At 75.9% G+C, this 18180-nt stretch carries 8 protein-coding genes; all 8 read left to right on the plus strand.

The annotated features are described in order from the left end of the window. The first annotated feature begins 3 nt into the window (after nucleotides 1-3). The 8 genes from ACZ5D2_RS14820 (at nucleotide 4) to ACZ5D2_RS14855 (ending at nucleotide 18084) form a co-directional block, all read left to right on the plus strand. Nucleotides 4-723 (plus strand): 2-hydroxychromene-2-carboxylate isomerase, encoded by a 720-nt coding sequence (locus tag ACZ5D2_RS14820; protein ID WP_371676242.1) that lies wholly within the window; start codon nucleotides 4-6, stop codon nucleotides 721-723. Further along, nucleotides 720-2210, plus strand: coding sequence for a condensation domain-containing protein (locus ACZ5D2_RS14825; RefSeq protein ID WP_371676241.1), 1491 nt, complete (start codon nucleotides 720-722; stop codon nucleotides 2208-2210). Before ACZ5D2_RS14820 ends, ACZ5D2_RS14825 begins: the two co-directional genes overlap by 4 nt. Next, the gene (locus ACZ5D2_RS14830) at nucleotides 2207-3430 is read left to right on the plus strand and encodes an FAD-dependent monooxygenase (protein ID WP_468929362.1); all 1224 of its coding nucleotides are present in this window, start codon (nucleotides 2207-2209) and stop codon (nucleotides 3428-3430) included. The genes ACZ5D2_RS14825 and ACZ5D2_RS14830 overlap by 4 nt, the downstream gene beginning before the upstream one ends. 146 nt (nucleotides 3431-3576) lie before the next feature. After that, a complete protein-coding gene (locus ACZ5D2_RS14835) occupies nucleotides 3577-3804 on the plus strand; it encodes an MbtH family protein (RefSeq protein ID WP_266843120.1) in 228 nt (75 codons plus the stop codon). 82 nt (nucleotides 3805-3886) lie between these two features. Beyond that, nucleotides 3887-9088: an amino acid adenylation domain-containing protein gene (locus ACZ5D2_RS14840; protein ID WP_371676239.1), complete on the plus strand. Its 5202-nt coding sequence runs from the start codon at nucleotides 3887-3889 to the stop codon at nucleotides 9086-9088. Next, nucleotides 9085-15627, plus strand: coding sequence for an amino acid adenylation domain-containing protein (locus ACZ5D2_RS14845; RefSeq protein WP_468929366.1), 6543 nt, complete (start codon nucleotides 9085-9087; stop codon nucleotides 15625-15627). Before ACZ5D2_RS14840 ends, ACZ5D2_RS14845 begins: the two co-directional genes overlap by 4 nt. A 4-nt stretch (nucleotides 15628-15631) precedes the next feature. After that, nucleotides 15632-16666 (plus strand): ornithine carbamoyltransferase, encoded by a 1035-nt coding sequence (locus tag ACZ5D2_RS14850; RefSeq protein WP_468929369.1) that lies wholly within the window; start codon nucleotides 15632-15634, stop codon nucleotides 16664-16666. Further along, entirely contained in the window at nucleotides 16663-18084 is a 1422-nt protein-coding gene (locus ACZ5D2_RS14855; RefSeq protein ID WP_468929372.1) for an MFS transporter, read from the plus strand. Before ACZ5D2_RS14850 ends, ACZ5D2_RS14855 begins: the two co-directional genes overlap by 4 nt. The last annotated feature ends 96 nt before the right edge of the window (nucleotides 18085-18180 follow it).

The following is an 18180-nucleotide window of genomic DNA, read 5'->3' on the forward strand; positions in this document are numbered from 1 at the left end:
GACATGGCCGGCCGTGCCGCCAAACCGCCCCGGTTCTACTTCAACCTGCGCAGCCCCTACAACTTCTTCGTCCTGCACGACCTGGAGCGCGAGCACCCCGGTCTGCTCGACCAGGTCGAATGGCGCCCCTTCTGGGAGCCCGACGAGACCAGCGCCAAGCTGCTGGACGAGGCCGGCGGGCAGTTCCCGTACACCCCCATGACCCGCGCCAAGCAGTTCTACATCCTGCGTGACGTACGCCGCCTCGCGGCCGAGCGCGGGCTGGCGCTGACCTGGCCGGCCGACCGCGCGCCGTGGTGGGAGCCGGCCCACCTGACCTGGTTCCTCGCCGTGGACGCGGGCCTGGGCCGGGAGTGGGTGGCCCGCGCGGGCCGGGCCCGCTGGCTGGAGGGACGCGACATCTGCGACCCCGCGACCATCCTCGAACTGGCCGTGGAGACCGGCCTCGACGCCGACGCGGTGGCCGCCGCCACCGACAGCCCGGAGCTGCGCGAGCGGGCCGTCGCCGCCCTGCTGGACGTGCACCGCGACGGGGTCTTCGGCGTCCCGTTCTTCGTCAACGGCAGCGAGCCCTACTGGGGCCTGGACCGGGTGGCCGCCTTCGCCGCCTCCTTCGGGGACGCCGCCCCCGCGGCCCCCGCCGCGCAGCCCGCCGAGACGGAGCTCGCGGTGGTCGGCGCCGGGCGCACCACGGACATGAGCCACGCGGGAGGCTGCGGATGACCGCCGTGACCGCCGTGACGGACACCGCCGCCGAGGGGCCCGGCGCCGTGCGGGCGCTGCCCCTGACCGCGATCCAGCAGTCCATGTGGACCGCCTACCGGGTCTCCCCCGAGGCCTCCGCCTACAACATCGTCATGCCGCTGCGGCTGCGCGGCCGGGTCGACCCCGCCGCCATGGACGCCGCCGTCACCGCCGTCGGCGCCCGCCAGGAGCTGCTGCGCTCGGTGTTCACCGAGAACGCCGAAGGGGTCCGCCGCACCGTGGGCGAACAGCCCCTGGTCCGGCTGGAGTTCCGCGACCTCGACGGCGCCGGCGAGGAGGCCCTGCACCGGGCCGCCGAGGAGGCCGGGGCCCAGCCCTTCCGCCTGGAGTCCGCGGCCTTCCGCGTGGTGCTGCTGCGCAACACCGACGAGGACTGGGCGCTGGTCACCTCCGCCCACCACATCGTCAGCGACTTCACCTCGCGCTGGCTGCTGGTGCGCGACGTCCTCGACGCCTACGAGGGCTTCGCGTCCGGGCAGGAACCCCGCTGGCGGCCCATCCCCGGCTCCTACGCCGACCACGCCGCCGAGGAGCTGCGCTACACCGCCTCCGCCTCGGGCCTGCGGGCGGCCGAGCTGTGGCAGGAGTCGGTGGGGCGGGCCCCCGCCGCCGAACTCCCCCTGGACCGGCCCCGGCCCGCGCTGCGCTCCTACCGGGGCGGCACCGTCGTGCGGCAGCTGGCCGCGGAGAGCGCCGCCGCCCTGGCCCCGGCCGCCGCCGTCGCGGGGGTGACCCCCTTCGCCTACCTCCTCGGCGTCTTCCAGGCCCTGACCCACCGCTGGACCGGCCAGGAGGCCTTCGTCCTCGGGGTCCCGGCCACCAGCCGGATGGGCCGCGCGCAGCGGGACGTGATCGGCTGCTTCCTCAACACCATGCCGGTACGGGCCGACTTCACCGCCGGCTCCACCTTCCGCAGCGCGGCCGAGCAGGCCGGGCAGCGGGTGATGGGCGGCATGATGGGCGTCCGCTACCCGTGCGCGCTGGCCTTCCCCCGGGCCACGGTGTTCCGCACCGCCCTGTTCCTCGTCCAGATGGACCGGATGGAGCCGCCCGTGCCGAACGTCGCGCCGGGCGCCGCCGAGGGACCGTCCGTCCCGTACGCCGGGCTGGACATCGCCCTGATCGACGTCCCGCAGCAGGAGGGCCAGCTGGACCTGCTCCTGCGCATCGAGCAGACCCCCGAAGGGGTCACCGCGGTCTTCTCGTACGACACGGACGTGCTGGACCGCGAGACCGTCGCGCGCTTCGCCGACGGGTACGAGCGGATGCTGGCGGCCGCCGTCGCCGAGCCGGACACCCGCGTCGCCGACGTGGAGCTGGCGGGCGCGGGGGAACTGGAGGCACTGCTGGCCCTGGGCTCCGCGGGCGGAGCCGGCGCGGACTTCGGATCCTTCGACTCCGCCGACGAGTTCGACTCCTTCGAGAGTGCCTGGGAGTACCGGTGAGCCTCGAAGTCGCCGTGATCGGCGCGGGTCTGGGCGGCCTCACCGCCGCCGCGGCCCTGTACGCCCGGGGCCTGGACGTCACCGTGTACGAGCGGGGCGGGGCCCTGCGCGAGCAGGGCGTGGGCATGCACCTGGGCCCGAACGGCACCCGGCTGCTGGAGCGCCTCGGCCTCGGCCCGCGCCTGGCCGAGCTGGCGGTCCGCCCCGAGGCCCTGGAGGTCCGGGCCTTCCACAACGGCGCGCGGGTCGCCGTACAGGAGATGGGCGAGGCCTGGGAGCGGCAGTTCCGCGCCCCCTACCTCACCGTCCACCGCGGCGACCTGCACCGGATGCTCGCGGGACTGGTGCCCGGCGAGCGGGTGCGCACCGGCAAGGAGCTCGTCCGCCACGAGGAGGCCCCCGACGGGGTGCTCCTGGAGTTCGCCGACGGCACCACGGGCCGGGCCGACGTCCTGGTCGGCGCCGACGGGGTCCACTCGGCGGTGCGCCGCGCGGTGGCCGGCGCGGACGCCCCCGTGTACTCCGGCAACAGCGCGCTGCGTGGGCTGGTGGACGCGGCGGACGTGCCCTCGCTGGACCCGGGCCGGATGTACATGTTCGCGGGCCCCGAGTCCCGGGTGCTGTGCTACCCGGTCAGCGGCGGAAGGCAGTTCACGTACGTGGTGGTCACCCCCGCCGACGAGGGCGACGCCGAGTCCTGGACCAGCGCCGGCGACCGGGCCGACCTGGACGCCGTCCTCACCGGCTGGACGCCCGAGGTGCGCCAACTGGTCGGCGCCGCGGGCGAGGTCCGCCGCTGGGCCCTCTACGACCGGGCCCCGCTGGAGCGGTGGAGCACCTCCCGGGCGACCCTGCTCGGGGACGCGGCCCACCCGATGCTGCCCCACCACGGACAGGGCGCCAACCAGGCCGTCGAGGACGGCGTGGCGCTCGCCCTGTGCCTCGCCCGCGCGGACGAGGACGCGCGGGGCGTCGCCGAGGCCCTGGAGCGCTACGAGTCGCTGCGCCGCCCGCACACCACGAAGGTCCAGCTCGGATCGCGCACGGGCCGTCCCGCCCCGGGCGCCGGAGGCCGGCCCGGTGGCGTCAAGGAGGCCGCCGCGGACGTCGGCTGGATCCTCGGCCACGATGTCGAGGCCGCCTTCGAGGCCGCCTTCCCGACCCTCCCCCAGGGCGCTCCCGGCACCGCCGGCACCGGCCTGAGCGGCGCCGCCGCCTGACCCGCCACAACCCGCACACCGCAGGGCCCCCGAAGCCGACAGGCATCGGGGGCCCTGCCGCGTTCCGGCACGTATATGCGCTCGATAGGGCATCGATAGCGCCCTCTTCAAGGATGGCGGCACCTGACCACGCGAAGGGAACAGCGATGAGCGAACAGCAGAACGAGAACCAGGCGGACACGGTCCACCGCGTCGTCCTCAACGACGAGGAGCAGTACTCGATCTGGTGGGCCGACCGCGACCTGCCCGCCGGCTGGCACGCCGAGGGCACCGAGGGCACCCGCGAGGAATGCCTCGCCCGGATCACCGAACTGTGGACCGACCTGCGCCCCGCGAGCCTGCGCCGCCGGATGTCCGCGGGTTCCGCCGCCTGACCACCCGGACGTGCGGGCCACCCGGGCGCCCCGGCCCCGGGAAGCGGCCGACGCCACCCCCGATCCCGATGAAGGAGAGAACGTGAACGACCGTACGCAGTCGGGATCCGCCCCCGGCCGTCTGCTGCTGCCCGGCCTGTTCAGGGCCCAGGCCGCCCGCACCCCCGAAGCCCCCGCCGTCCTCGCCACCACGGGGGCCGACTGGACCTACGCCGACCTGGAGCACCACGCCGCCCGCTACGCAGCCGCCCTGCGGGCCGGCGGAGTGGCGCCCGGCGACTTCGTCGGCGTCTGCCTGCCGCGCGGCCCCGAGCTGATCGCCGCGCTGCTCGGCGTCTGGTTCGCCGGCGGCGCCTACGTCCCGCTCGACCCGACCTACCCCGAGGCCCGGCTCGCGCTGGTCCTTCAGGACGCCGGCGCCACCGTGGTCCTCGCCGGTCACGGCACAGCCGCCCGCCTGCCCGCCGGACTCACCGTCCTGGACGTCGCCGACGCCCCCGACTCCGCCTCCGCCGCGGAGGCCGCCGGCTTCCCGCTCGCCCCCGACCCGGCCCGGCCCGCGTACGTCCTGCACACCTCCGGCTCCACCGGCCGCCCCAAGGGCGTCCTCGTCCCGCACGCCGGCATCGCCAACCGGGTGCGCTGGCTGGCCCACCGGCACAAGCTCGGCCCCGCCGACCGCTTCCTGCTCAAGACCACCGTCGGCTTCGACGCGGCCGGCCTGGAGCTCTTCTCCCCGCTGATCAGCGGGGGAGCGGTGGCCGTGGCCCCCCAGGACGCCGAACGCGACCCGGCCGCGCTGCTGCGCGCCGTCGGCGACCACAAGGTGACCGTCCTCCAGGGCGTCCCCTCCGTCTACCGGCGCCTGGCCGAACAGTCCGGCTGGGAGCGCGCCACCGCCCTGCGCCTGATCTTCAGCGCGGGCGAGCCGCTGCACGCCGAACTCTGCCGGGCCCTCGCCGAACTGGCCCCGCGCGCCGAGATCTGGAACACCTACGGTCCCACCGAAGCCTCCGTCGACATCACCGAGCACCGCTGGGACCCCGCGCAGGAGACCGGCGCGGTCCCCATCGGCCGGCCCATCGCCCACATGCGGGCCCTCGTCCTCGACCCGGCCGGCCGGCCCGTCCCGGTCGGCGTCCCCGGCGAACTGCACGCCGGGGGCATCGGCCTCGCCCTCGGCTACCAGGGCCGCCCCGACCAGACCGCCGAACGCTTCGTCCCCGACCCCTACGGCCCGCCCGGCGAGCGGCTCTACCGCACCGGCGACCGGGTCCGCTGGCAGGCCGACGGCACCCTGGAGTACCTCGGCCGCCTCGACCACCAGGTCAAGGTCAACGGGGTCCGCATCGAGACCGGCGAGGTCGAGGCCGCGCTGGCCGCCCACCCGTGGGTGCGCGGCGCCGTCGCCGCCGCGGTCCCCGACGGCGACGGCGGACACCGCCTCGTCGCCTGGGTCCGCTCCCGCGGCGAGCGGCTGCGCCCCGAGGAACTGCGCACCTTCCTGCGCCGCTCCCTGCCCGACCCGCTGATCCCGTCCGTGTACGTGCCCGTCGCCGACTTCCCGCTCACCGCCAACGGCAAGATCGACCGCTCGGCCCTGCCCGAGCCCGCCTCCGCGGCGGCCGAGGCGGAGACCGCGCACGTCCCCGTACGCACTCCGGCCGAGCGGGTCGTCGCCGAGCAGTGGGCCGCCCTCCTGGACATCCCCGCCGCCCGGATCGGCGCCACCAACGACTTCTTCCAGCTCGGCGGGGCCTCCCTGCTGCTGAGCCGGCTGGCGCAGGCCCTGACCGCCGCCTCCGGCACCACGGTCCCGCTGCGCGCCCTGTTCACCGCCACCACCGTCGAGTCGCAGGCCGCCCTGCTGGCCGACGCCCCCGCCCTCGCGGGCACCGCCACCCCGGACGCCGCCCCGGCCACCGCCGACGACGCCGTCCGGCCCGTGCCCCGCGGCGGAGCGGGACTGCCGCTCTCGCCGGGCCAGCAGGGCCTGTGGCTGATGGACCGGATGCGCCCCGGCAGCGCCGAGTGGAACGCGCCCGTCTTCATCACCCTGCCGCCCGCCTACGCCGACGACACCGTCGCGGCGGCCCTGCACGCACTCGCCGTCCGCCACGAGATCCTGCGCACCCGCTACGTCCTGCGCGGCACCGAGCCGGTCCAGATCGCCGACCCCACCCCGCGCGTCGAGCTGCGCGCCACCCGCGCCGAGACCGCCGAGGCACGCAACGTCCTGATCGAGGACGAGTTCAGCCGTCCCTTCGACCTGGAGAACGGGCCCGTCTGGCGGGCCCTGACCGTCCGCGGCGCCGGCTCCCTCCACCTGGTCCTGTCCATCCACCACATCGCCTGCGACGGCTGGTCCTCGGTGGTCCTGGAACGCGACCTGCTGGCCCTCGCCGAGGCCGCGCACCACGGCACCGACGCCGAGCTCCCCGCCCTGCCGGTCCAGTACGCCGACCACGCCGTCCACCAGCGCCGCCGCCTGACGGGATCCGCCGCGACCGGGGAACTGGCCCACTGGAAGCGGGCCCTGGAGGGGTCCGTCCCCGCCGACCTGCCCGCGGACCGGGCCCGTCCGGCCGTCCGCGACGGCGTCGGCGCCGCCCACGTGTTCACCGTCCCCGCCGCACTCGCCGACCGGGCCGCCGCCTTCGGGCGCGGCCACGGGGCCACCCTCCAGCAGACCCTGCTGACCGTCTTCGGGACGCTCGTCGCCCGGCTCACCGGCCAGTGGGACGTGCCGGTCGGCGTGCCCGTCGCCGGCCGGGAGCGGCCGGAGGTCGCCGACGTCGTCGGCTTCTTCCTGAACACGCTGGTGATGCGCTGCGACGCCCCGGCCGACGCCACCTTCGAGGAGGCGCTGATCCGGGTCCGGGACACCGCCCGCAGCGCCTTCGCCCACCAGGACCTGCCCTTCGACCGCCTCGTCGCCGAGCTCGACGACGCCCGCGACCCCGGCCGCACCCCCCTCTACCAGGTCATGTTCGACCTCCACGAGGAGGGCCGGACCGGCACGGCCGCCGCCGAGGGCGACATCGAGGCCTTCCGCGGGGCCTGGCGCAGCGCCCGTACCGACCTCACCTTCGTGCTCCAGCGCCAGGGCGACGGCTCCCTGCTCGGCCTGGTCGAGTACGCCACCTCCCTCTTCGACCCGGCCACCGTGGAGCGCTTCGCGGCCGGCTGGGTGCGGCTGCTGGAGTCCCTGGTCGACGAGCCGTGGGTGCGCCTGGACCGGGCCGCGCTGCTGCCCGACTCCCTGCGCGAGGAGGTCCTCGCCCTCGGCCCCGGAGCCCCCGAGCCCGGCACCGCCGGTGCGGCCGACGACCTCGTCCACACCGTGATCTCCGCCACCGCCCGTGCCAACCCCGAGGAGACCGCCGTCGTCTGCGGCGGCGAGAGCTGGACCTACGCCCGACTGGAGCGCCGTGCCGAGGCCTTCGCCCGGCGGCTCGGCGAACTGGGCGCCGGTCCCGAGACGACGGTCGCCGTCATGCTCGGCCGCACCCCCGACCTGATCGCCGCCTACCTCGGCGTCTGGAAGGCCGGCGCCGCCTGGGTGCCGCTCGACGCGGCCGCGCCGGTCGAACGCCTCGGCTACGTCCTGGACGACGCCGGGGCCCGGCTCCTGGTCTCCGACCTGGCGGGCGCCGCCCGGCTGCGCGGCCACCACGACGGGCCCTGGCTGGCCGTCGACACCGACGAGCGGCTCGCCGCCTTCGACGGCGCCCCGGCCGCCCCGGCCGACAGGGCCGGCGCCCCGGCCGCCGCGGGCAACGCGACCGGTGCGTCCGCCGCCCTCGCCGCCTGCAGCGACCCCGCACTGGCCGCCGACGGGATCGACGCCTGGTCCCGTACCGCACACCCGGGCGGGGCCCCGGCCGACGCGGCCCGGCTGGCGTACATCATGTACACCTCCGGCTCCACCGGGCGCCCCAAGGGCGTGGCCGTCGAGCACCGCACCCTGCTCGCCATGCTCCGCGCCTCCCAGGCCCACCTGGACTTCGGGCAGGGCCCCGACGACGCCTGGCTGGCCCTGGCCCAGCCCACCTTCGACATCTCCTGCACCGAGCTGCTGATGCCGCTCGTCGCCGGGGGCCGGGTGGTCCTGGCGCAGGAGCGGGACCTCGCCGACCACGCCGCGCAGCTGCGGCTCATCGAGGAGCACGGCGTCAGCCACCTCCAGGTCGCGCCGCCGCACTGGCAGATGCTGATCGACGCGGGCCTGGGCCGGCGCCCCCTCGTCGGCCAGACCGGCGGCGAGCCCTGCCCGCCCGCCCTGGCCCGGGACCTGTCCCGCCGTCTGCTGCGCTTCGTCAACGAGTACGGGCTCACCGAGACCACCATCGCCGCCACCCGCTGGGACGCGTACGACACCGCCGCCTCCGTCCCCGTCGGCCGCGCCTACCCGCACGTCACGGCCCGGGTCCTCGACGAGTACCTGGAGCCCGTTCCGTACGGCACCACCGGCGAACTGTGCGTCGGCGGATCCGGACTGGCGCGCGGCTACCACGGCCGCCCCGACCTGACCGCCGCCGCCTTCGTCCCCGACCCGTACGGGCCCCCCGGTGCCCGCCTCTACCGCACCGGCGACCGCGCCCGGATGCTGCCCGACGGCACCCTGGAGTTCGCCGGCCGCGCCGACGGCCAGGCCAAGATCCGCGGCCGCCGCGTGGAGACGGGTGAGGTGCAGGGCGTCCTCGCCGAGCACCCGGGGGTCGCCCAGTGCGCCGTCGTCGTCCACGGCACCGGTTCCACGGCCGCGCTCATCGGCTACTGGGTCCCGCGCGGCGACAACCCGCCCGGTGACGGGGAACTCCTGGACCACTGCGCCCGCCGCCTGCCGGACTACATGGTCCCCGCGCTGCTGGTGCCCGTCCCGCGGATCCCGCTCACCCGCCACAACAAGGTGGACGTCAAGGCCCTGCCCGCCCCCGACCTCGCCGCCGCCCTCTCCGACGAGCCCTACACCGCGCCCGAGGGCCCGGTCGAGGAGATCGTCGCCGAGATCTGGGCCGAGGTCCTCGCCGGGGAGGACGGCACCACCCGCCGGATCGGCGCCCGCCAGGGCTTCTTCCGGATCGGCGGCAACTCCGTCCTCGCCGCCCGCGTCATCGCCCGCCTCCACGAGGAGTTCGACGTCGAGATGCCCCTGCGCGCCGTCTTCGAACACCCCACCGTCGCCGGCCTCGCCGCGGCCGTCGAAGAAGCCGTACGCACCGAGATCGAAACCCTCGACCACGCCGAACTCGCCATCGCCCACAGGGAGTACCAGCCGTGACCGCACCCACCGCACCCACGCAGGAAGAGCTGCGGGCGGAACTGCTGCGCCGACGGCTCGCCGGACGCGCGGGCCGCACCGCGGGCCGCGGCCCCGCCCGCACCGGGATCCCGCGCGCCGACCGGGAGGCCCCGCTGGCGCTCTCCGCCGGCCAGCGCCAGCTGTGGTTCCTCCACCAGCTCGACCCGGACAGCCCCGAATACCTGCTGCCGCTCGCGCACCGGCTGCGCGGCACCCTCGACGAGAGCGCCCTGCGCCGCTCCTTCGACGCCCTGGCCGCCCGCCACGAGATCCTGCGCACCCGCTACCTCCTCGAAGGCGGCGAGCCCCGGCAGGTCGTCGACCCGGCCGGCCCCGTCGACTACGCCGTCAGCGAGGTCACCGGCATCGACGCGGCCGACCGCGACGCCGCCGCGGCCGCCTTCGCACAGGCCCGCGCCGGCGAGGTGTTCGACCTGGCCGCAGAGGCCCCGCTGCGGGTCCGCCTGCTGCGCCTCGCCGCCGACGACCACGTCCTGGTCGTCGTCATGCACCACATCGCCTGCGACGCCCTGACCCGGCCGCTGATCCTGGCCGACCTGGCCGCCTGCTACCGGGCCGCCGGCACCGTCACCGGTCCGCTGGACGGCGTCCTGCCCGAACCCCCCGTCCAGTACGCCGACTACGCGGCCTGGCTGAACGCCCGCCAGTCCGGCCCCGCGGCCGAGGCCGCCCTCGACTGGTGGCGCGGACAGCTCGCCGGCACCGAACCCCTCGGCCTGCCCACCGACCGGCCCCGCCCCTCCGTCCGCGGCTGGGACGGCGCCGTCGCCGGGTTCGACGTGCCCGCCGAGGTCGCCGCCCGGCTGCGCGCCCTCGCCGAACAGGAGGGCGCCACCCTCTTCATGGTCCTGCTCAGCGCCTACCAGGCACTGCTGGGCCGCTACACCGGCAAGCAGGACGTCGCCGTCGGCACCGCCGTCTCGGGCCGCACCCGCCCCGAACTGCGGCAGATGGCCGGCTACGCCTACAACAGCCTGGTGCTGCGCGGCCGCTGGCAGGGCGACCCGGCCTTCCGGGAGCTGCTCGCCGGCAACCGCACCACCGTCCTGGACGCCTTCGACCACCAGGACACCCCCTTCGACAGGATCGCCGACGAACTCGAACCCGAACGGGACCTGTCCACCACCCCGCTCTTCCAGGTGATGTTCGACCTCGCCTCCGGCCACGGCTCCGACAGCCCCGACCTGCCCGGCCTCACCGTCACCCCGGTCGCCGCCAGCGGCCGCATCGCCCGCTTCGACCTCACCCTGCACCTGTCCGAACGCGCCGACGGCTCCCTGCACGGTGCCCTGGAGTACTCCACCGACCTGTTCGAGGCCGCCACCGCCGAGCGGATCACCGGCCACTACGCGGCCCTGCTCGCGGCCGTCGCCGAACGGCCCGGCGCCCCCCTGTCCACCCTCGACTTCCTCGGCGCCGCCGAGCGCGCCCTCCTGCTCGACGGCCCGGCCGAACCGGTCGGCGCCCCCGTGGACGCCGCCGCCCTGCGGCCCGTCTTCGAGACCATCGCCGACCGGATCGAGGCCACCCCCGGCGCGGTCGCCGTCCGGCACGCCTCCGGCGAGCTCACCTACGCCGAACTCGACGCCCGCGCCGACCGGTTCGCCCGCCGCCTGGTCCAGCTCGGAGTCCGCCCCGACGACACCGTCGGCGTCCTGCTCGACCGGGGCCCCGACCTCGTCGCCGCCCTCCTCGGCATCTGGCGCGCCGCCGCCGCCTACGTGCCGATCGACCCGGGTTACCCCGACGAGCGCATCGCCTTCATGCTCGGCGACACCGCCACCCGCCTCGTGATCACCCAGGCCCGCCACGCCGGCCGCTTCGACGGCCCCGGCCTCGTCGTCGTCGACGACCCGGCCGAGCGGGCCGCCCTGGCCGCCGCCGAGGCCGAACTGCCCACCGCGTACGACCTCGACCAGCTCGCCTACGTCATCTACACCTCCGGCTCCACCGGCAAGCCCAAGGGCGTCCTCATCGGCCACCGCGGCCTGGCCAACTACCTCACCTGGACCGCCGGCGCCTACGCCACGGCCGGCACCGGCGGCGCCCCACTGTTCTCCTCCGTCGCCTTCGACCTCGGCGTCCCCGACCTGTACGCCCCCCTGATGACCGGCCAGGCCGTCCACCTGCTCCCGCAGGACTTCGACACCGCCGACCTCGGCACCCTGCTGGCCGACGGTGGACCGTACGCCTTCATCAAGCTCACCCCGGGCCACCTCGACCTGCTCTCGCAGCAGCTCACCGACGGGCAGATCCGCGACCTGGCCGGGCTGGTCATCGCCGCCGGCGACTCCTTCACCCACCGCCTCGCCGAACGCTGGGCCGCCGCCGCGGGACCCGGGGGCACCCGCCTCGCCGCCGAGTACGGACCCACCGAGATCACCGTCGGCAACTCCGCCCACTTCCTGCCGGCCGACGGCACCGCCCACGGCCCGGTCACCACCGAGCTCGTCTCCATCGGCCGGGCCGTCCCCAACACCACCATGTACGTGCTCGACGAGCGGCTGCGCCCGCTGCCCCTGGGCGTCCCCGGCGAGGTGTGGATCGGCGGCACCGGACTGGCCCGCGGCTACGCCGGCCGCCCCGACCTGACCGCCGAACGCTTCCTGCCCGACCCCTACGGCGCCCCCGGCGCCCGCATCTACCGCACCGGAGACCTCGCCCGGGTCCTGCCCGACGGCAGCCTCGACTTCGTCGCCCGCATCGACCACCAGGTCAAACTGCGCGGCTACCGCATCGAACTCGGCGAGATCGAGACCGCGCTCACCGCGCTGCCCGCCGTGGCCGAGGCCGTCGCCCTGGTCCGTGAGGACACCCCCGGCGACAAGCAGCTCGTCGCCTACCTGGTCCCCGCGCCCGGCGCCGCCGACGCGGACCTCGCCCCCGCGGCCCTGCGCGACGCGCTCGGCGAGGCCCTGCCCGCCTACATGGTCCCCTCCGCCTACCTGCGCCTGGACGCGCTCCCGCTGACCGCCAACGGCAAGCTGGACCGCCGCGCCCTGCCCGCCCCCGGCCGCGAGGCCACCACCGTCGGCGAACACGTCGAGGCGCGCGACGCCGCCGAAGCCTCCATCGCCGCCGTCTGGGCCGAGGTCCTCGGCCTGGAGACCGTCGGTGTCCACGACAACTACTTCGACCTCGGCGGGGACTCCATCCGCGCCGTCTCCCTCGTCGGTGCCCTGCGCGAGGCCGGCTGGGAGACCAGCGTCCGCGACGTCTTCGAGCACCGAACGGTCGCCAAACTGCGCGCCGCCCTCGGCGACCAGGCCGGCGACGGCTCCGCCGAGCGGGCCGACGGCCCCGTCGCACCCTTCGCCCTGATCGGCGAAGAGGACCGGATCACCCTGCCGCAGGGCGTCACCGACGCCTACCCGGTCTCCCGGATCCAGGCGGGCATGCTCGTCGAGATGCACGGCCGCAGCGGCGAGAACCGCTACCACAACATCACCTCCTTCCGGATCCGCGACGAACTCCCCTTCGACCCGGCGGTGTTCCAGCGGGCCGCGGACCTGATCGTCGAGCGCCACGAGGTGATGCGGACCTCCTTCGCCCTCTCGGGCTACAGCGAACCCCTCCAGCTGGTGCACGAGGCCGGCTCCGTATCGATGCCCTGCCTCTTCGAGGACCTGCGCCACCTGCCGCGCGAGGAGCGCGAGTCCACCCTGTGGTCCTTCGCCGACCGCGACCGCGAGGAGCTCTTCGACCTCACCGCGGCCCCGCTCATGCGGATGGCCGTCCACCTCGTCGACGACGAGAGCTGGTGGCTGTCCATCACCGAGTGCCACCCGGTCATCGAGGGCTGGAGCTACCACTCCCAGCTGATGGAACTGCTGCGCGCCTACCGGGCGATCCGCACCGGCGGCGAGCCCGACCCGGCGCCGCCCGTCCCGGCCGTCCGCTACGCCGACTTCATCGCCGGCGAACTGCGCTCCCTGGAGTCCGCCGAGGACCGCGACTACTGGCGCGGACTCGTCGACGGCCACGAGAAGTTCACCATCCCCACCGGCTGGGCCGGCGACCCGCGCGGCGCGGACGAGCGCTACCGCATCGACCTCGAACTCGGCGACGTGGAGCCGGGCCTGCGGGCCCTCGCCTCCGCCGCGGAGGTCCCGTACAAGAGCGTCCTGCACGCCGCGCACAGCAAGGTCCTGGCGATGCTCACCCGGGCCGGGAGCTTCCGCGGCGGCATGGTCGCCGACGCCCGCCCCGAGGAGGCCGGCGCCGAACGGGTCTCCGGCATGTACCTCAACTCGGTGCCCTTCCCCTACCGCAAGGGCGCCGCGACCTGGGGCGAGCTCGCCCGGGAGGTCTTCGCCCGCGAGGTCGAACTGTGGCCCCACCGCCGCTACCCGATGCCCGCCATGCGGGTGGCCGGCGGCGAGAGCCACCTGATCGACGTGCTCTTCCACTACCTGGACTTCCACCAGGTCGACGTCGAGCTCATCGACATCATGGCCAGCCGCGACGACAGCCCCAACGAGTTCCCGCTCGTCGTCGGCACGCCGGTGCGCGGCCACCTCTCGATCGCCTCCCGCACCCGGACCCTCGCCAAGGCCAACGCCGAGCGCCTCGCCGCCCTCTACAAGGCGGTCCTCACCGACATGGCCCGCACCGGGGCCGGAGGCGACGCCCGCGGCGGCTTCCCCAACCACCAGGAGCACTACCGCCTCGCCGCGCCCGCCCTCCCGCACCCCGAGACCCCCGTCGAAGCCCTCGCCGGCTTCGAGGCGCAGGCCGCGCGCACCCCGTGGGCCACCGCCCTCACCGGCGCGGGCACCCCGGACGGCTCCGGCACCTCGTACGCGGAACTGGACGCACGGGCCAACCGGATCGCCCGCCGCCTGCGCGCGCTCGGCGCCGGCCCCGAGACCCGGGTGGCCGTCCTGCTGGACCGCGGGCCGGAGCTGGTCGCCGCCCTGCTCGGCGTGTGGAAGGCCGGTGCGGCGCAGCTGCCGGTCGACCCCTGCACCCCGGCCGCCCGGCTGTCCGCGCTCGGCTTCGACCTGGCGCTCACCCAGGGCGCGTACGCCGACCGGTTCGCCGGGACGACCGGCGCCGGGCGGATCCTGCTCGCCGAAGAGGTCTCCCAGGAGGGCGACGACGGCCCGCTGGGGCTGGACCTGGACCCCGACCGGCTCGCCTACGTCCTGTACACCTCCGGCTCCACCGGCACCCCCAAGGGCGTCGAGATCAGCCACCGCTCGCTCGCCCACTACCTCGACTGGGCCGTACGGGCCTACGCCGAGACCGGCTCCGGCGGCGCCCCCTGGTTCACCTCGGTGGGCTTCGACCTGGGCCTGCCCGCCCTGTACGCGCCGCTGATGACGGGGCAGCCGGTGCGCCTGCTGCCGCAGGACTGGCAGCCGGGGGAGTTCGGCCCGCTGCTGATGGCCGGGGCCCCGTACGCCTTCGTCGGCCTCACGCCCGGCCACCTCCAGCTCCTGGAGGCGCAGCTGAGCGACTCCGAGCTCGGCGGCCTCGCCGCGATCGCGGTCTGCGCCGGCGACGCCTACCCCACCGCGCAGGCGGAACGGGTCGCCGCCCGCATCGCCGCGGCCGGCGGGCGGATGCTGCTCGGCGCCGAGTACGGTCCCACCGAGGCCACCGTCGCCGCGACCTTCGGCCACGTACGCCCCAACACCCGGCGCACCCTGGTCCCGCTCGGCTCCCAGCTGCCCGGGGTGCTGCTGCGGATCCTCGACGACCGGCTGCGGCCCTTGCCCGACGGGATCACCGGCGAGGTCTGGCTCGGCGGCGAGGGACTCGCCCGCGGATACGCCGGGGCGCCCGCCCTGACCGCCGCGTCGTTCCTGCCCGACCCGTACGGCCTCCCCGGCACCCGCATCTACCGCACCGGGGACCTCGCCCGCATCCTGCCCGGGGGAGTGCTGGAGTTCACCGGCCGCGCCGACGAGCAGGTCAAGGTGCGCGGCCACCGCGTCGAGCCCGGCGAGGCCGAGGCCGCCCTGACCGCCGACCCGGCCGTCCGCGAGGCGCTCGTCACCCCCGTGGACGCGGCCGACGGCGGCAAGCGGCTCGCCGCCTGGGTGGTCCCGGCCGACGGGCATTCCGTCGAGGTCCCCGCCCTGCGCGACCGGCTGCGGGCGGTCCTGCCCGCCGCCGCCATCCCCGCCGCCGTCACCGTCGTCGACCGGCTCCCGCTGACCGCGAACGGCAAGCGGGACAAGGCCGCCCTGGCCTCGCGCCGGGCCACCGCGACGCCCCTGCCGTACACCGCCCCGCGCACCGACCTGGAGAAGGTGCTCGCCGAGGTCTGGTCCGAGGTCCTCGGCCTCGAACAGGTCGGCGTCCACGACGACTTCCGCGACCTCGGCGGCGACTCGCTGCTCGTCGCCCCGCTGCTCGTCGCCGCCCGCCGGCACGGGCTCACCCTCGACCTCGCCACCGCGCTGCGCAACCACACGGTCGCGCGGACCGCCGCCGCACTCGAAGCCGCCGCTCCCCACACCGGCGCAGACCACCCCGAGAAGGGCTGATCCGATGGACCCGCAGCACACGAACGACCCCGGCGGCCGCCGCCCGGCGCGCCACCTCATCTCCATCGACGACCTCACCGACCGGGACCTGCACCGGATCGTCGCCCGCGGCGCCGAGTTCTCGGCGGGCACCGTCACCCGCTCCCGTGCCCTGGAAGGCCTGGTCGCCGGCGTCTACTTCGCCAAGACCTCCACCCGCACCCGCACCGCCTTCTCCTCCGGGGCCCTGCGCGTGGGCGCCCGGATCGTGGCGTACGGCCCCGGCGACCTCCAGCTCAACACCGGAGAGTCCGTCGAGGACACCGGACGCGTGCTCTCCGGCATGCTCGACGTCCTCGTCGCCCGCACCGCCGGCCCCGAGGCCGAACTGCGCGGCTGGGCCGCCCAGGACCGGATGGCCGTGGTCAACGCGATGAGCGCCGAGGAGCACCCCACCCAGGCCCTCACCGACCTCACCACCCTGCTGCGCCACTTCGGCCGCGTCGACGGACTGCGCGTCCTGTACGTCGGCGAGGGCAACAACACCGCCGCCGCACTGGCCCTGGCCCTGACCCGGTTCCCGAACGTGCACTTCGAGCTGCGCACGCCGCCCGGCTACGGGCTGCTGCCCTCCATCGCCGAGCGGGCCCGCGCCCGGGCCGCGCGCAGCGGGGCGGTGCTCGTCGAACGGCACGACATGGACGTGCTGCCCGAGGGCTTCGACGTCGTCTACACGACCCGCTGGCAGACGACGGGCACGCAGAAGCCGGACGCGAACTGGCGCGAGATCTTCGCCCCGTTCCAGGTCACCTCCGGTCTGTGGGAGAGCAGCCCGCGCGCCGTGTTCATGCACGACCTGCCCGCGCACCGGGGCGAGGAGGTCACCGCGGAGGTGCTGGACGGTCCGACGAGCATCGCCTTCGCCCAGGCCACCAACAAGATGCACAGCGCCATGGCCGTACTGGAGTACACCCACTCCGCTCCGGCGGACGGCGACGCCACCGGCCCCCGCTTCGCCGCGGACCTGGACGACGCGCACCTCGCGACGGCCGTACGGTGACCCCGCCGCCGAAGACGGTGACGGACCCGGCGGTCCTCCCGTGGGAGCTGGCGGCCGCCGCCCCGGCGGGAGAGGCCCCGCAGCCCCGGACCGACCCGGGGACGGAGCCCCGGCCCACGGGCCGGGCCGAGCCCGGGGCCCGGTCCGGGAGCGGGGAGGCGGCCCCGGCCCCGGAGCACGGCGAGGCCCCGTCGGCAGCCGTTCCGCTGCGCCGCAACCGCGACTTCGGGCTGCTGTGGGGCGGCGCCGGACTCTCGCTCCTCGCCGGCCGGGCGACCGCCGTCGCCTACCCGCTCACCGTCCTGTGGATCACCGGTTCGCCCGGTGACGCCGGCCTGGTCGGCACCGCCCTCCTCCTGCCCCAGCTCCTCGTCCAGCTCCCCGGCGGCGCCCTCGTGGACCGCTGGGACCGGCGCCGGATCATGATCGGCGCGGGCCTCGGGCAGGCGCTGGTCGCCGGGGCCGTCGCCGCCCTGCTGCTCAGCGGGCACGTGTGGCTCTGGGCCCTGCTCGCGGCGGCCTTCACCGAGGGCACCCTCGGGGTGCTGCACCAGCTCGCCGAGCGGGCCGCGGTCCCCGCCGTGGTCCCCACGGAGCAGCTCCCCGCCGCCCTCACCGGCAACGAGGCCCGGACCCGCGGCGCCGCCATCGCCGGGCAGCCGCTCGGCAGCGGCCTCGTCGCCCTGGGCTCCTCCTTCCCGTACGTGGCCGCCCTCGTCGGCCAACTCGCCTCCGTCGTCCTGCTCTTCGGAGTACGGGGCAAGCTCCAGGCCGAGCGCACCGGGCCCCGGCCCGATCTGGTGCGGGAGATCAAGGAGGGGCTCGTCTGGATGTGGCGCCAGCGCTTCCTGCGGGCCGTGATGGCCGCCGTGGCCGTCTCCAACGTGCTGTTCCAGGGCCTCAACCTCGCGGTCATGACCGGCATCCAGGAGAACCACGGCTCCCAGTTCCAGATCGGCGTCGTGCTCTCCCTCAGCGGGGCCGGCGGACTCGTCGGCGCCATCACCGGCGGCTGGTGGGCCACCCGCTTCTCCCTGCGCACCCTGGTGCTCGGCGGGCTGGCCGTCTGGACCGCCCTCATGGTCCCCGTCGCGTTCCTGCGCGACCCCTACGCCCTGGGCGCGCTGTTCGCCGCCAGCGGCTACGTCGGCGGCGTGTTCAACGTCGCGGGCGGGGTGTTCATGGTCCGCGTCGCCCCCGACCGGATGCGCGGCAGGGCCAACTCCCTCGCCATGCTCGTCGGCGGCGGCGCCATGGCGGCCGGTCCCGTGGCCGCCGGCTTCGCCCTGGAGGCCTTCGGCCCCACCCGTACCGTGCTGGGCCTCAGCGTCGCCATGGGCGTCACCGCGCTCGTCGCGCTGCTGTCGCCGTCCCTGCGCCGCAACCCCCTGGAGAAGGGCTCCCCGGAGCCCGTGTAGCCACCTCCGGGCCCCGCCTGTGACCTGCGCGAACAGCGATATAGGGCAGGTATGGCGGGGCCCGGGAGAGTAAACCCATCGCACCCCCCGATGATC

This window comes from Streptomyces sp. NPDC031479, assembly GCF_055581065.1.

Coding starts and splice junctions, on each gene's coding strand:
- ACZ5D2_RS14820 (WP_371676242.1), top strand. CDS start 4: ATGGCCGGCCGTGCCGCCAAACCGCCCCGGTTCTACTTCAACCTGCGC.
- ACZ5D2_RS14825 (WP_371676241.1), top strand. CDS start 720: ATGACCGCCGTGACCGCCGTGACGGACACCGCCGCCGAGGGGCCCGGC.
- ACZ5D2_RS14835 (WP_266843120.1), top strand. CDS start 3,577: ATGAGCGAACAGCAGAACGAGAACCAGGCGGACACGGTCCACCGCGTC.
- ACZ5D2_RS14850 (WP_468929369.1), top strand. CDS start 15,632: ATGGACCCGCAGCACACGAACGACCCCGGCGGCCGCCGCCCGGCGCGC.